The sequence below is a fragment of the Amycolatopsis sp. TRM77291 genome, from assembly GCF_054166285.1.
In genome coordinates this window covers 6,222,695-6,237,107 of record NZ_JBSZHF010000001.1, presented here as the reverse complement: position 1 = coordinate 6,237,107, position 14,413 = coordinate 6,222,695, and the positions used below count along the sequence as shown (strand labels likewise).

Sequence of the window (14,413 nt, the reverse complement as noted above, 5' to 3'; positions counted from 1 at the left end):
TTGCCGCGCAAGATCGACGTCGGGGCGCTCGCCAAAGGCGTCCTCGCGGGTGACCGCGGCCTGCTGTCCCGGGCGATCACGCTCGTCGAGTCCAACCGGGAGGACCACCGGGCGCAGGCGCAGGAACTGCTGGTCGAACTGCTCCCGCACGCGGGCGGCGCGCGGCGCGTCGGCATCACCGGCGTCCCCGGTGTCGGCAAGTCGACCTTCATCGACCAGCTCGGCACGGATCTGACCGGGGCCGGGCACAAGGTCGCCGTGCTGGCCGTCGACCCTTCGTCGACGCGGACCGGCGGCTCGATCCTGGGCGACAAGACCCGGATGGCCCGCCTCGCGGTGGATCCGAAGGCGTTCATCCGTCCTTCGCCGACTTCGGGCACGCTCGGCGGCGTCGCGCGGGCGACCCGCGAGACGATCGTGCTGATGGAAGCGGCCGGATACGACATCGTGCTGGTCGAGACCGTCGGGGTCGGGCAGTCCGAGGTGACCGTGGCGAACATGGTCGACCACTTCCTGTTCCTGACCCTCGCCCGCACCGGCGACCAGCTGCAGGGCATCAAGAAGGGTGTCCTCGAACTGGCGGACGTCATCGCGGTCAACAAGGCCGACGGCGACCACGAACGCGACGCGAAACGCGCGGCCCGCGAGCTCGCCGGCGCGCTTCGGATGATCTACGGACGGGACGCCGAGTGGACGCCCCCGGTGCTGACCTGCAGCGCGCTCACCGACGTCGGCCTCGACGAGGTTTGGGCCGAAATCGGCCGCCACCGCGACGTCTTGACCGCTTCGGGTGAACTGGACGAACGGCGACGGCGGCAGCAGGTGGAGTGGACCTGGTCGATGGTCCGCGAGCAGCTACTCGGACGGCTCGCGTCGCATCCGGACGTGCGAGCGGTCGTTCCGGACGTCGAACGGGCGGTCCGGGACGGTGAGCTGACGCCGACGCTGGCCGCGCAACGGATTCTGGAGGCGTTCTCCGGTCCTCCGCGTGGCGGCTGACGCCGGAACCCGGCAGAGTGCAGAATCGGGTTCGCGCCACGCCGTCGAAAGGGAGTCATGCCGAAAAGGTCTCGTCTCGGGCAGCTTGCCGGGCTCGTCGCCGCCGGGCTGGTCGTCTGCGCGCCTGTCGCGCAGGCTGCGCCGTTCTCGGAGATCCAGGCATCCGCGCCGGTGATCGCGCAGGCCGCGGGCGTGCACGAGGTGCCGTCTCAGGCGCCTCCGGGGCCGGTGCTCGACCCCGCCGAGACCGACAAGGCCAACAGCCAGGAGACCAAGCGGAAGATCATCGCGGGCGTCGCCGCGGCCATCCTGCTCGGTCTGGTGATCCTCGGCAGGCGCGCGCGTTCCAAGAAGAAGAAGTCCTGAACCGCTACCGGTAAGTAGAAGGACTCTCCGCTTAGCCCGGGCCGAACTCTCGCAGCCGTTCATCGCAGATCCACTACCGGCCGTCTCCGCCTCGATCACTCGACGAGCGGCTTGTCATCTGCATGGTGCACGATCTATCGCAAATGCGTATCACAGATCGAACGGCACCCAGCGTGCCTTCAGCGACCACTCGTACGGTGGTAGACGAAGGTGACAGTGTCGCGGGAGGAGGTGCGGCGTGACGGTGCTCGATTCACGTCCGGACATTCCAGGCGACCCCGAGGGTCGCGTCGTTGCCCCTATAGAGGCGTCCACCGCGCTGATTTCCGAGGCCGGCGTCAGCATGGCACCTGTGCATGACCTTGGTGCCGGACGCGGCCCCTTCTGGCTCGACGACTGGCTCCGTGCGAACGCCACCGACGTCGTCGCGTGGCGCCGTCACATCCACGCGCACCCGGAGCTCTCCCGCCACGAGTTCGCCACGACCGAAATGGTCATGTCCCTGCTCCGCTCGGTCGGGCTCAAGCCATGGGTGCTCCCCACGGGCACCGGCGTGGTCTGCGACATCGGCAGCGGCGACCGCTGCGTCGCGCTGCGCGCCGACATGGACGCCCTGCCGCTGACCGAGGCCACGGGGCTCCCGTACGCCTCCAAGACCGAGGGCGCCGCGCATATGTGCGGGCACGACGCGCACACCGCGATCCTGCTGGGCGCGGCGCGGGCGCTGGCCGGCGCGCCGGAGCTGCCCGGCCGTGTGCGGCTGATCTTCCAGCCCGCCGAGGAGGTCATGCCCGGCGGCGCGCTGGACATGATCGCCGCGGGCGCGATGGAAGGCGTCGAGCGGATCTACGGGCTGCACTGCGATCCGCGGCTCGAGGTCGGCAAGGTCGGCCTGCGCGAAGGCGCGTTGACCTCGGCCGCCGACCTCATCGAGCTGCGGCTCACCTCGCCGGGCGGGCACACCTCGCGGCCGCACCTGACCGCGGACCTGGTGCACGCGCTGGGCACCGTGATCACGTCGCTGCCCGCGGTGCTCTCGCGCCGTGTCGACCCGCGATCCGGGACCGTGCTGGTCTGGGGCGCGGTGCACGCCGGGCAGGCCGCCAACGCCGTCCCGCAGGACGGGGTGCTCCGCGGCACGCTCCGCACCGCGGACCACGAGGTCTGGACGATGCTGGAGCCGCTCGTCGCGGCTTCGGTGGAGTCGCTGCTCGCGCCGACCGGGGTCGGGTTCTCGCTCGACTACCGCCGCGGCGTGCCGCCGGTCGTCTCCGATCCGGAGTCGCACGCGCTGATGCGGGCCGGCGTCGAGGCCGCACTGGGCGAGACCGCCGTGGCCGGGACCGAGCAGTCGTCCGGTGGCGAGGACTTCGGGTGGTACCTGGAGCACGTCCAGGGCGCCTTCGCGCGCCTCGGCGTCTGGTCCGGTGAAGGCCCGATGGCCGACATCCACCGCCCGACCTTCACCCTCGACGAGCGTTCGCTGCTGTGCGGTGTCCGCACGCTGGTCCACACCGCCCTGGCCACCCTGGCCTGAGTTACGCCTCCAATCACGCGAGTTACGGCCCCAATCACGCGAGTTACGTCCCTGTGCACGGGTGTTCGGTCCTGTCGGACCCGAACACCCGTGCACAGAGTTGTCCACAGCCTGGGCGAGTTATCCACAGCCCGGGAAACGCGCCCTTCCCAAGACTGATCCCGTCGCCGATTCTCGAAGATGTGACCAATTGGGGAGGACTACATGGGGCGGTCTTGCGTAGTGAGGCCGACAAGATCTTGGGGCGACGTGCCGTCGTCGAAGGGCTTGAGCGTGGTGTGCTGGCTCAGCCTTGGCGAGGCGTGATAGTCCACGCGGCAGATCTGCTCAAGTTGCCGACTCTGGCACAGGCGGCACTGCTCGCGGTCGGACCACCCGCCGTGCTTTCCGGCGCTACTTCTCTTGCCCTGCATGGGATTTCGGCTGCCGACAGCACGGTCGTCCACCTGACCGTTCCCTACTCGAGACGAGTCCAATCGAGGCCTGGGCTGGTGGTGCACCGGGCGGAATTCCACCCGGCCGATGTGCTCGAACTGGACGGGCTCCCCGTGTTCTCGTTGGACCGTGCGCTGGCCGACCACCTCTGCGACGGCGACAAGCGAACAGCGTTCGCCGCGCTCGAAGAGGCGCTGCGCAACCTCGCGCCAGACCACCGGGGAGTCCTGCGCGCCAACGTCCGGGATCGCATCCTCGACCGCCGGGACCGGCGAGGTATCCACAGGGCACAGATGCTCCTCGCGCACGCGACGGGCGAGGCCGAATCGCCGTCGGAGAGCATTCTTCGCTTGATCGTCGTGGAGGCCGGACTGCCGGTTCCGGTCGCCCAGTACGAGGTGGCCACCATCGATGGGCGAAAGCTGTACGTGCTCGACCTGGCGTGGCCTGAGTTGCGTATCGCCCTGGAGTACGACGGCTACGCGGCACATGAGGGCAGGAAGGACTACGACGCGGAGCGGGACGCCCGGATGGCGGCGCGCGGGTGGATCACGATCCGTGCGACAGCGGCCGATCTGCGGGATCCGCGGCGGTTGCTGGGGGAGTTACGCGGAGCGTTCGAGCGTCGTACGGCGCGACTCGCGTGATCAGAGGCGTAACTCGCGTGATTGGGGGCGTAACTCGCGGGTCAGCCGGAGATGCCTTGGCAGGGGCGGGTGCGGAGGGCGTCGACGTAGTCGGCGGGGGCACCCGCGGCCTCGGCCGCGTCGGCCAGCACGCCGAGGTAGCGCGCGGACGGGAGGCCGCCCTCGTAGGCGTCCAGGACGTACAGCCACGCCAGCACGGAGCCGTCCATGGTCTGCACGCGGAGCCGGATCTTGGAGTGGATGCCCAGCTCGCCGCCTTCCCAGCGGTCGAGGTTGGGTTCGTCCAGCGAGGTGACGTCGTACAGCACCACGAAGACCCGGGAAGCCGGGTCTTCGACGATGGTCGCCAGCGCGCCTTCCCAGCCGAGGTCTTCGCCCCCGAAGGTCAGCCTCCAGCCCTCCAGCCAGCCGGTGCCGGCCATGGGCGAGTGGGGAGCGCGCTCCAGCATCTGGGAGGGCTCCATATTGGATCCATACGCGGCATACAACGGCACGGCCACAGCCTAGCGACCCACCGGTCACCCGGCTGGACGTACATGCCGTGTCCGGCCACTCAATCCGCCCAACGGTCGCCCGCGTACGGTAAACGCAGTCACAGACACCGCTGCGAGGAGGAGACCAGTGACCAAGATCGTGATCATGGGCGGAGGCCCCGCCGGTTACGAAGCGGCACTGGTCGCGGCCCAGCACGGAGCCGACGTCACCATCGTCGAGCGCGACGGCCTGGGCGGCGCGTGCGTGCTCTACGACTGTGTCCCGTCGAAGACGTTCATCGCCTCCTCCGGCGCGCTGGCGAACATGCACGACCTCCGCGAGCTCGGCATCAACACCGACATGGCCGACACCAGCGTCGACCTGCCGACCGTCCACGGCCGGGTGAAGGGCCTCGCGCTCGCGCAGTCCGCCGACATCCGCGCCCGCGTCCAGCGCGAGGGCGTCCGCGTCGTCATCGGCCAGGCCCGGTTCGACGACGAAGAGGCCGGGCTCGCCACGCACAAGGTCGCCGTTACCGCCCCCGACGGCTCGACCGAGGTGCTCGACGCCGACGTCGTCCTCATCTCGACCGGCGCCACCCCGCGCGTGCTGCCCGGCGCCGTGCCGGACGGCGAGCGCATCCTCGACTGGCGCCAGCTCTACGACCTGCGCGAGCTGCCCGAGCACCTGGCCGTCATCGGTTCGGGTGTCACCGGCGCCGAGTTCGCCTCGGCCTACACCGAGATGGGCGTCAAGGTCACCGTCGTGTCCAGCCGCGACCGCGTGCTCCCGCACGAGGACGCCGACGCCGCCGCCGTGCTCGAAGAGGTCTTCTCGCAGCGCGGCACCACGGTCGTCAAGCAGGCCCGCGCCGACAAGGTCGAGCGCACCGAAAAGGGCGTCGAGATCCACCTCTCCGACGGCCGCGTGATCGAAGCCAGCCACGCGCTGATGACCGTCGGTTCGGTGCCCAACACCACCGACATCGGCCTGGAGAAGGTCGGCATCGAGCCCGGCCCCGGCGGCTTCATCGGCGTCGACCGCGTTTCCCGCACCAGCGCGCCCGGCATCTACGCCGCCGGCGACTGCACCGGGGTGCTCATGCTCGCTTCCGTGGCCAGCATGCAGGGCCGCATCGCGATGTGGCACGCGCTCGGTGAGGGTGTCGCGCCGATCAAGCTCAAGACCGTCGCCGCCAACGTGTTCACCCACCCCGAGATCGCGACCGTCGGCATCAGCCAGCAGGCGATCGACTCGGGTGAGGTGCCCGCCCGCACCATCATGCTCCCGCTCGCGACGAACGCCCGCGCGAAGATGGAAGGCCTGCGACGCGGTTTCGTGAAGCTGTTCTGCCGCCCCGCCACCGGCGTGGTCGTCGGTGGGGTGGTCGTGGCGCCGACGGCGAGCGAGCTCATCCTTCCCATCGCGCTCGCCGTCCAGAACCAGCTCACAGTGGAACATCTGGCACTGACATTTTCGGTGTACCCGTCGCTGTCGGGATCGATCACCGAGGCGGGCCGCCAGTTGATGCGCCACGACGACTTGGACTGATCGCGTCCGGCGAAGCAACCCGCGCGGGGGCGCCCGCGTCTAGCGCGTGTCGGTGTTTCGTTGACAGCTAGGGGTTTTCCGTGATTCGCAGGGTGCTCGCCGGAGTGGTGGCGATCGGTGCGACGGTGCTGGCGGGGTCGTCGGCCGGTTTCGCTCAGCAACCCGAGCCGGACCCCGGGGTCACGGTGCAGCTCAACGACGACACCGCGTACGAACTCGGGCTCGTCAACAAGTACGTCCACGGCGACTCCAACGTGGCGCTGGCGCGCTGCCCCGGCGGCGACGGGCTGAAGGCGCCGGCGTCGACGACGTTCTCTTCGCCGGTGCTGAGCATCGGGAAGTACGACTACGGGCCGCTCATCGGGGTCCCGGCGAACGTCAGTGCCGAGGTGGAGCTCAAAGACGGCACGGCGCCCGGTAGCTATCCGCTGACCGTCGACTGCAACGGAAAGTCTTATACGGCAACGTTCACCGTTCCTCCCCGCCAGGTGAGCACGGTGCCTTCCGGTGCCGCTCACGCGGGCGACGGCAGCATGGCGTCCTGACTTCGTGACCCGGCCGGGGCAACCATCCGGCCGGGCGCGGCGTTTGTCAGGAGTGGCGTGCCGCGGGAGGTGGACATGACAGCGAAATGGTGGCGACGGGCACCGCTGGTGCTCGTGGCCGTCCTGGTGGCCGTCCTGGCGACACTGGCGATCGTCTTGTCCGGTCCAAGGGAGACAGCCGCACCTCCGGTGAGTGCGGGGCAGGCCTCGGTGGGGCCGAGTGTCGAGCCGGAAACGTCCGCCGGGATGCCGAAGGCCGATCCCGTGTCGATCGACGTGCCGAAGATCGAGGCGAAGTCCAGCCTGATCCCGCTCGGGCTCAACGCGGACAACACCATCGAGGTACCGCCGATCACCCAGCCGTTGCAGGCGGGCTGGTACGTGCACGGGCCGACCCCGGGGGAGGTCGGGCCGTCGGTGATCCTCGGGCACGTCGACGGGAACCAGCAGAAGGGCATCTTCTTCCGACTGAAGGAAATGGCGCCCGGCGACAGGGTTTCGGTCGCTCGCAAGGACGGCACGACGGCGGAGTTCGCGGTGACGAAGGTCGAGCGGGTGGCGAAGGACAAGTTCCCCACCGACGCCGTCTACGGCGACACCGCCGAGCCTGAACTGCGGCTCATCACCTGCGGCGGGGTCTTCGACAAGGCGTCGCGCAATTATCTCGACAACATCATCGTTTTCGCCCGGTTGCTCGCGCGCTGAAGGCAACCGATTCCCCTTCCCGATGGTGTTCTCGATGCGAGGGCTCGCATCGAGGGAGAAAGATCATGGGAATGAAGGGAATCGTCGCGAGCGCCGGTCTGCTCGCGATGACGGCGGGAGTGCTCCTCGCTCCTCCGGCGTCGGCTACCGCGCCGCCGCCGGAACTGTCGGTCCGCCCGGTGAAGGTCCTGCCGGGGGAGGAGCTGCGATTCAGCGCCACTTGCTTCGGCACGTTCACCGCCGTGACGTCGGCGGGCCTGACCGGTCCGGTCACGCTCGGCGGACGCCCGGGCTCGGGAAACCATGCCGGGTACGGGAAAGCCGCGGCGAAGAGCGGCAAGTTCAAGGCGAGTTTCCGTTGTGAGGGCCGGCCGGGCCGTCCCGGCGCCAGTGGGACGGCGACCGCCGAGTTCGAGATCGCCTGCCCGCCGCCGAAGACGACCACGCCCACCAAGCCGCCGTCGAGCAGCCGGCCGCCGTCGAGCAGTGAACCCCCGTCGTCGAGTTCGGCACGGGTCGCCCCGGCCGCGTTGACGAAGCCGTGCGGCACACCGGGCAAGCCGCCCCAGGTGAAGGTCACGCCCGCGGGTGCTCCGCAAACCGGCGGCGGAGCCTTCGGCTGACCGCGTTTAGTCCTCTGAATGCGCCAAGTCCGTGAAGTCCTCCTTGAGAGACGCAGGGTCTCTCAAGGAGGCCTTCACGGACAGACGTCAGGTCAGTCTTCGTCGACCCAGTCGAAGGTCTTCGTGACCGCCTTCTTCCAGTTCCGGTACTCGGACTCGCGGCGAGCCTCGTCCATCGACGGGTCCCACTGCTTGTCCTGCGCCCAGTTGTTGCGGATGTCGTCTTCGCTCTCCCAGAACCCCACCGCGAGACCGGCCGCGTAGGCGGCGCCGAGCGCGGTGGTTTCGTTGACCACCGGCCGGATCACGGGCACGCCGAGGATGTCGGCCTGGAACTGCATGAGCAGCTCGTTGACGACCATGCCGCCGTCGACCTTCAGCGACTTCAGCGGGACACCGGAGTCGGCGTTCATCGCGTCGATCACCTCGCGCGACTGGAAGGCCGTCGCCTCCAGGACCGCCCGCGCGATGTGCCCCTTGTTGACGAACCGGGTGAGGCCGACGATCGCGCCGCGGGCGTCGGAACGCCAGTACGGCGCGAAAAGACCCGAGAACGCCGGCACGAAGTACGCGCCGCCGTTGTCCTCGACGGTGCGGGCGTGCTGCTCGACCTCGGCGGCCGAACCGATCAGGCCCAGGTTGTCCCGCAGCCACTGCACGAGCGAACCGGTGACCGCGATCGAGCCTTCGAGCGCGTACACCGTGTCGTTCGAGCCGATCTTGTAGCAGACCGTGGTGAGCAGCCCGTTGTCCGACATGACCTTCTCGGTGCCGGTGTTGAGCAGCATGAAGTTGCCGGTGCCGTAGGTGTTCTTGGCTTCACCCGGCGAGAGGCATGCCTGCCCGAAGGTCGCCGCCTGCTGGTCGCCGAGGATGCCCGAGATCGGGACCCCGGCCAGCGCGCCCTTCTCCCGGACCTTGCCGTAGGTCTCCGAGGACGATCGGATCTCCGGGAGCATCGACAGCGGGATCGTCATCTCCTCGGCGATCTCGCTGTCCCAGGTCAGCGTGTCGAGGTCCATCAGCATGGTCCGCGACGCGTTGGTCGGGTCGGTGACGTGCACGCCGCCGTCGACCCCGCCGGTCATGTTCCACAGCACCCAGGTGTCCATGTTGCCGAAGATCAGGTCACCGGCTTCGGCCTTCGCGCGGGCACCGTCGACGTTGTCGAGGATCCACTTGATCTTCGGGCCGGAGAAGTAGGTCGCCAGCGGCAGGCCCACCTTCGCGCGGTAGCGCTCCTGCCCGCCGCCGAGCGCGCCCAGGTCGGAGACGATCTTGTCGGTGCGGGTGTCCTGCCAGACGATCGCGTTGTACACCGGCTTGCCGGTGGTGCGGTCCCAGACCAGCGTGGTCTCGCGCTGGTTGGTGATGCCGACCGCGACGATGTCGCTCGCGACCAGGTCGCCCTTGGCGAGCGCGCCCGCGGCGACGGCCCGCGTGTTCTCCCAGATCTCCTCGGCGTTGTGCTCGACCCAGCCCGCCTTCGGGAAGATCTGCTCGTGTTCCCGCTGGTCGACGGCGACCACCCGGCCGGAGTGGTCGAAGATCATGCAGCGGGTCGACGTGGTGCCCTGGTCGATCGCGGCTACGTACGAAGTCATCGAAAACTCCAGTCTCAGGTGAGGTTGTGGACGGCGAGGAACAGCAGGGCGGCCAGGGCACCGCCGACCAGCGGGCCGGCGACCGGGACCCAGGAGTAGCCCCAGTTCGGGTTGGCCTTGTTCTTGATGGGCAGCAGGAACGCGTACGCGATGCGGGGGCCGAGGTCTCGGGCCGGGTTGATGGCGTAACCGGTCGGGCCACCGAGGGACTGGCCGATGACCAGCACGACGAACGCTACACCCGCGTAGCCGAGCGCGGAGTTGCCGAAGTTCGGGGTGCCGCCCTCACCCGTGGCGTTGGCGTAGACCGGGCTGAGCAGGATCCACGCGACCAGCACGAAGGTGCCGATGATCTCGGTGACGAGGTTCCACGCCTTGTTCGGGATCTGCGGCGCGGTCGAGAAGATGCCGAGCGTTTCGTCGCGCTGCGGGTGGTCGTCGAACTGCAGTTTGTAGGCGGCCCAGCAGAGCACGGCGCCGAGGATCGCGCCGACCATCTGACCGGCGAAGTAGATCGGGACGTCGGCCCACTTCGTCTTGTCCGCGATGGCGAGGCCCAGTGTCACCGCGGGGTTCAGGTGCGCGCCGCTCGGCGCGGCGATGCTGGCACCGGCGAAGACCGCGAACGCCCACCCGAAGGTGATCATCACGACGCCGCCGTTGTGGCCGTTGTTCTTGCGCAACACGTGGTTGGCGACCACGCCGTTACCCAACAGGATAAGGACCGCCGTTCCCAGCAGTTCCCAGACGAATATGGCTCCTGCACTCACCGCTTGACCTCCACTTTGGACATTCCGCGCAGGGTCGAACACGGTGTGCTACGGCGCCCTTGCCGACCCACGTCCGTGGCACGTTACCGTCGCGTATTTGTTCCTTCCAGGCGTCTTGGGAACCAATCCTTCCAAGATCGACGAGGGTTACGCCACACGTGTCACCCGCATAACGGACCGGTCGCGGCCGATCGTGCGATGCTGGAGTCACAGCGGCACCAAGGAGGAATGTCACGTGGCAAGCTCTCAGCGCGAAGCCGAAAACAGCCCCGCCAGGCTGGGACCGCTCAAGCGGGAAGAGTCTTGGCAGCGGCTGGGTGAGGACAAGTTCGACCTCGTCGTCATCGGCGGCGGCGTGGTCGGGGCGGGCACGGCGCTCGACGCCGCGACACGCGGCCTTCGGGTCGCCCTCGTCGAAGCGCGCGACCTCGCCTCGGGCACGTCGAGCCGGTCCAGCAAGCTCTTCCACGGCGGGCTCCGTTACCTCGAACAGCTGGAGTTCGGCCTGGTGCGGGAGGCTCTGCGGGAACGCGAGCTGATGCTGACGACGATCGCCCCGCATCTGGTGAAGCCGGTCAGCTTCCTTTACCCGCTGACCCACCGGGTCTGGGAGCGCCCGTACACCGCGGCCGGCCTGCTGATGTACGACACGATGGGCGGGGCGCGGTCGGTGCCCGGCCAGAAACACCTGAGCCGCGCCGGCGCGCTGCGGATGGTCCCGGCGCTGAAGCGGTCCGCGTTGATCGGCGGGATCCGTTACTACGACGCGCAAGCCGACGACGCGCGCCACACGATGACCGTCGCCCGCACCGCCGCGCACTACGGCGCCGTGGTGCGCACCTCCACCCAGGTGGTCGGTTTCCTCCGCGAGGCGGACCGGATTTCCGGGGTCCGTGTGCGTGACGTCGAGGACGGCCGTGAGACCGAGATCCACGCCTCCGCGGTGGTCAACTGCACCGGCGTGTGGACCGACGAGCTGCAGCGCCTTTCCGGCGGCCGCGGCCGGTTCCGGGTGCGGGCGAGCAAGGGCGTGCACATCGTCGTCCCGCGCGACCGGATCGTCTCGGAATCGGGCATGATCCTGCGCACCGAGAAGTCCGTGCTGTTCGTCATCCCGTGGCGCAACCACTGGATCGTCGGGACCACCGACACCGACTGGAACCTCGACCTCGCGCATCCCGCCGCGACGAAGCACGACATCGACTACCTCCTCGAACACGTCAACACCGTGCTCGCGACACCGCTGACGCACGACGACATCGAGGGCGTCTACGCGGGTCTCCGGCCTTTGCTCGCGGGGGAAAGCGAAGAGACGTCGAAGCTTTCGCGTGAGCACGCGGTCGCGCGTGTCGCGCCGGGACTGGTCGCGATCGCGGGCGGCAAGTACACGACGTACCGGGTGATGGCGGCCGACGCCGTCGACGCCGCGGCCGTCGATCTTCCCGGCAGGCCGCAGTCGTCCATCACGGACAAGGTGCCGCTGCTGGGCGCCGACGGCTACCACGCGCTGGTCAATCAGGCCGACCACCTGGCGAGCGAGCACGGGCTGCACCCGTACCGCGTGCGCCATCTGCTCGACCGGTACGGCTCGATGGTGCACGAGGTCCTCGCGCTCGGCGAAGGACGGCCAGAGTTGCTGAAGCCGCTGGAGCACGCTCCGGACTACCTCGGTGTCGAGGTCGTCTACGCGGCCAGCCACGAGGGCGCGCTTCACCTGGAAGACGTGCTCGCGCGCCGGACGCGGATCTCGATCGAGTACGCGCACCGCGGCGTCGACTGCGCCGCGCAGGTCGCCACGCTGGTGGGCGAGGTGCTCGGCTGGTCGAAGGACGAGGAGAACCGCGAAGTCGAGGTGTACAAGGCGCGGGTCGACGCGGAACGGGAGTCCCAGTCGCAGCCGAGCGACGAGGCCGCCGACGCGTTGCGCTCGGCCGCGCCGGAAGCGCGGTCGGGGATCATCGAACCGGTGAGTTGATCGTCCCTGCCGCGTGGTGTGCCACGCGCGCAAGGATCGTTGCCTGATCCGGTGAATCTGGCATAGCGTCGGCCGTCCCAGAGACGGAAGGCGGCCTTGTGGTGTTTCTCGACTCGGCGACGTGGACGGACCGGATCTTCGCCGGAGGTTCCTGGGTGCCCGGGACCGGTGGCATCCGCGACGTCACGGAGCCCGCGACCGGAGCGGTGCTGGGAAGCGTGGGGATCGCCTCGGCCGAAGACGCCGCGAAAGCGGCGGAAACGGCGGCCGAGGCGCAGCGGGCCTGGGCGGCGACCTCGCACGTCCAGCGGGCCGCGGTCCTGCGCGAAGCCGCGCGGCTGTGGTCCGAGCACGCCGACGAGATCAGCTGGTGGAACGTCCGTGAGGTCGGCGCCGTGCCGGGTGTCGCGGGCTTCTCGCTGCACGTCGCGGAGCAGGAATGCTACGAAGCGGCGGCTCTGCCCGGACGCCCGTACGGCGAACTCCTGCCGAGCGAAGAGCCGCGCCTTTCGATGGCGCGCCGCGTCCCGGCCGGTGTGGTCACGGTGATCTCGCCGTTCAACATGCCGATCATCCTCGGCATCCGCTCGGTCGCCCCGGCGCTCGCGCTGGGGAACGCGGTCATCCTGAAGCCGGACCCGCGCACCGCCGTCACCGGTGGCGTCGTCCTCGCGCGGATCTTCGAGGAAGCAGGCCTGCCGCCGGGAGTGCTGCAGATGCTGCCGGGTGGCGCCGACGTCGGCGAGACGCTGGTGACGCATCCGGCGGTCCGGGTCATCTCGTTCACCGGGTCGACCGGCGCCGGGCGCAAGGTCGGCGAACTCGCCGGGAAGCACCTGAAGCGGGCACATCTGGAGCTGGGCGGGAACTCCGCGCTCATCGTGCTCGACGACGCGGACGTCGACGAAGCCGCCGGAGTCGCCGCGTTCGGCTCCTTCTTCCACCAGGGCCAGATCTGCATGACCACCGGGCGGCACCTGGTGCACGAGCGGCTCTACGACGATTTCGTCGAGCGGCTGGCGGCGAAAGCGGCCGCGTTGCGGGTGGGCGACCCGGCTCGGGAGGAGGTCGCGCTCGGGCCGATCATCGACGCCGGGCAGCGGGACAAGATCCATGAGCTGGTCACGGCCAGCGTCACGGCGGGGGCGCGGGTCGCCGCCGGCGCCGAGTACGACCGGCTGTTCTACGCCGCGACGGTGCTCGCGGACGTGCCGCCGACGGCGCCCGCCGTCGCCGAGGAGATCTTCGGCCCGGTCGCGCCGGTCGTGCGGTTCTCCGACGCGGAGGAGGCCGTCCGCCTCGCGACGGCGAGCGAGTACGGGCTCTCGCTGGGGATCGTCACGCGCGATGTCCTCAAAGGACTGGAGCTCGCCGACCGAGTCCCGACCGGCATCGTGCACATCAACGACCAGACGGTCAGCGATGAGGCGAACAGCCCCTTCGGCGGCGTCGCCGCTTCGGGCACCGGAAGCCGTTTCGGCGGCGCGGCGGCGAACATCGAGGCGTTCACCGAGACCCGCTGGGTGACCGTCCGGAACCCGCCGCCCACCTACCCCTTCTGACTTCCCGCATTTCGTCCTCTGGATGCGGTAGTTGGTGATCCGAACTACCGCATCCAGAGGACGAAATGCGTAAGGGGGTCAGGCGGTGCGGCGCCAGCGGATGAGGCGTTCCCCGGTCGGGGCCGGGTCGAGTTCGGGCCCGACCAGGGTGAACCCGCATTTGCGGGCGACCGATGCGGACACCTCGTTGGTCTCCTCGTAGCGGTAGCTGACCTCGCGCAGGCCGAGCCCGCCGAAACCGAAGCGCAGGGCCGCGTTGAGCGCGGTGCTCGCGATCCCCTTGCCCCGCGACGCCGCGCGCACCCAGACCGAGGCCTCCGCGTATCCGGCGTCGAGATCGAGATCCCGGAGGCCGACCTCGCCCAGCAGATCCCCGGTCGTCGGCTCGGCCACCGCCCAGGAACAGCGCTCGTCACCCGCCCATTGGGCGGCGCGCAGCGCGACGTACTCGGTCGCCTCGTCGAGGTCCCGCAATCGGTAGTTCAGCACGTACTTGCGGTGCGTCGGGTCGGCGAAGGCCGCGACCAGCGCCGGGCGGTCGTCGAGGGCCTTGTCCGCCCGCAGTTGCCGCAGGTAGTACTCGCCCGCGTTGATCTCCACCGGTTCCACCCTTCGAGGGT

The 14,413-nt window shown here is 69.4% G+C and carries 14 protein-coding genes; 10 read left to right on the top strand and 4 right to left on the bottom strand.

What is annotated here, in order from left to right; genetic code table 11:
- The 4 genes from meaB to ACXIZN_RS28705 all read left to right on the top strand — a co-directional run bounded on the left by meaB (nucleotide 1) and on the right by ACXIZN_RS28705 (nucleotide 3,984).
- Entirely contained in the window at nucleotides 1–999 is a 999-nt protein-coding gene (meaB, locus tag ACXIZN_RS28720) for a methylmalonyl Co-A mutase-associated GTPase MeaB (protein ID WP_192746690.1), read from the top strand.
- 57 nt (nucleotides 1,000–1,056) lie between these two features.
- Nucleotides 1,057–1,365 carry a hypothetical protein gene (locus ACXIZN_RS28715; RefSeq protein ID WP_126735222.1) on the top strand — a complete coding sequence of 103 codons (309 nt, stop codon included), beginning with the start codon at nucleotides 1,057–1,059 and terminating at the stop codon, nucleotides 1,363–1,365.
- 238 nt (nucleotides 1,366–1,603) lie between these two features.
- Entirely contained in the window at nucleotides 1,604–2,902 is a 1,299-nt protein-coding gene (locus ACXIZN_RS28710) for an amidohydrolase (protein WP_457958116.1), read from the top strand.
- Between the two features lie 239 nt (nucleotides 2,903–3,141).
- Nucleotides 3,142–3,984, top strand: coding sequence for a DUF559 domain-containing protein (locus ACXIZN_RS28705; RefSeq protein ID WP_457960624.1), 843 nt, complete (start codon nucleotides 3,142–3,144; stop codon nucleotides 3,982–3,984).
- Between the two features lie 41 nt (nucleotides 3,985–4,025).
- Here ACXIZN_RS28705 and ACXIZN_RS28700 read toward each other — a convergent pair whose 3' ends face one another.
- Nucleotides 4,026–4,478 carry a gamma-glutamylcyclotransferase gene (locus ACXIZN_RS28700; RefSeq protein ID WP_192746686.1) on the bottom strand — a complete coding sequence of 151 codons (453 nt, stop codon included), beginning with the start codon at nucleotides 4,476–4,478 and terminating at the stop codon, nucleotides 4,026–4,028.
- Between the two features lie 127 nt (nucleotides 4,479–4,605).
- Here ACXIZN_RS28700 and ACXIZN_RS28695 point away from each other — a divergent pair, with 127 nt between their 5' ends.
- The 4 genes from ACXIZN_RS28695 (at nucleotide 4,606) to ACXIZN_RS28680 (ending at nucleotide 7,882) form a co-directional block, all read left to right on the top strand.
- Complete coding sequence (locus ACXIZN_RS28695; protein WP_016331316.1) at nucleotides 4,606–6,009, top strand: NAD(P)H-quinone dehydrogenase; 1,404 nt, start codon at nucleotides 4,606–4,608, stop codon at nucleotides 6,007–6,009.
- 104 nt (nucleotides 6,010–6,113) lie between these two features.
- A complete protein-coding gene (locus tag ACXIZN_RS28690; protein ID WP_457960623.1) occupies nucleotides 6,114–6,554 on the top strand; it encodes a hypothetical protein in 441 nt (146 codons plus the stop codon).
- 75 nt (nucleotides 6,555–6,629) lie between these two features.
- Nucleotides 6,630–7,259, top strand: a complete 630-nt coding sequence (locus ACXIZN_RS28685) for a class F sortase (RefSeq protein WP_457958115.1) — start codon at nucleotides 6,630–6,632, stop codon at nucleotides 7,257–7,259.
- Between the two features lie 65 nt (nucleotides 7,260–7,324).
- Entirely contained in the window at nucleotides 7,325–7,882 is a 558-nt protein-coding gene (locus tag ACXIZN_RS28680) for a hypothetical protein (protein WP_457958113.1), read from the top strand.
- Nucleotides 7,883–7,974: 92 nt separating this feature from the next.
- Here ACXIZN_RS28680 and glpK read toward each other — a convergent pair whose 3' ends face one another.
- Both glpK and ACXIZN_RS28670 read right to left on the bottom strand, forming a co-directional pair.
- Complete coding sequence (gene glpK / locus ACXIZN_RS28675) at nucleotides 7,975–9,486, bottom strand: glycerol kinase GlpK (RefSeq protein ID WP_457958111.1); 1,512 nt, start codon at nucleotides 9,484–9,486, stop codon at nucleotides 7,975–7,977.
- Between the two features lie 14 nt (nucleotides 9,487–9,500).
- Nucleotides 9,501–10,256, bottom strand: a complete 756-nt coding sequence (locus ACXIZN_RS28670; protein WP_395877879.1) for an MIP/aquaporin family protein — start codon at nucleotides 10,254–10,256, stop codon at nucleotides 9,501–9,503.
- Nucleotides 10,257–10,491: 235 nt separating this feature from the next.
- On the opposite strand from ACXIZN_RS28670, the gene ACXIZN_RS28665 reads away from it, so the two are divergent.
- Complete coding sequence (locus tag ACXIZN_RS28665) at nucleotides 10,492–12,231, top strand: glycerol-3-phosphate dehydrogenase/oxidase (protein WP_457958109.1); 1,740 nt, start codon at nucleotides 10,492–10,494, stop codon at nucleotides 12,229–12,231.
- Between the two features lie 98 nt (nucleotides 12,232–12,329).
- Complete coding sequence (locus ACXIZN_RS28660; RefSeq protein WP_457958107.1) at nucleotides 12,330–13,793, top strand: benzaldehyde dehydrogenase; 1,464 nt, start codon at nucleotides 12,330–12,332, stop codon at nucleotides 13,791–13,793.
- Nucleotides 13,794–13,871: 78 nt separating this feature from the next.
- Here ACXIZN_RS28660 and ACXIZN_RS28655 read toward each other — a convergent pair whose 3' ends face one another.
- A complete protein-coding gene (locus tag ACXIZN_RS28655; protein WP_126735215.1) occupies nucleotides 13,872–14,402 on the bottom strand; it encodes a GNAT family N-acetyltransferase in 531 nt (176 codons plus the stop codon).
- Between the last annotated feature and the right edge of the window lie 11 nt (nucleotides 14,403–14,413).

What these genes read in the sequence shown, in the direction of transcription:
- ACXIZN_RS28715 (WP_126735222.1), top strand. Translation starts at nt 1,057, where the DNA reads ATGCCGAAAAGGTCTCGTCTCGGGCAGCTTGCCGGGCTCGTCGCCGCC.
- ACXIZN_RS28685 (WP_457958115.1), top strand. Translation starts at nt 6,630, where the DNA reads ATGACAGCGAAATGGTGGCGACGGGCACCGCTGGTGCTCGTGGCCGTC.
- ACXIZN_RS28680 (WP_457958113.1), top strand. Translation starts at nt 7,325, where the DNA reads ATGGGAATGAAGGGAATCGTCGCGAGCGCCGGTCTGCTCGCGATGACG.
- glpK (WP_457958111.1), bottom strand. Translation starts at nt 9,486, where the DNA reads ATGACTTCGTACGTAGCCGCGATCGACCAGGGCACCACGTCGACCCGC.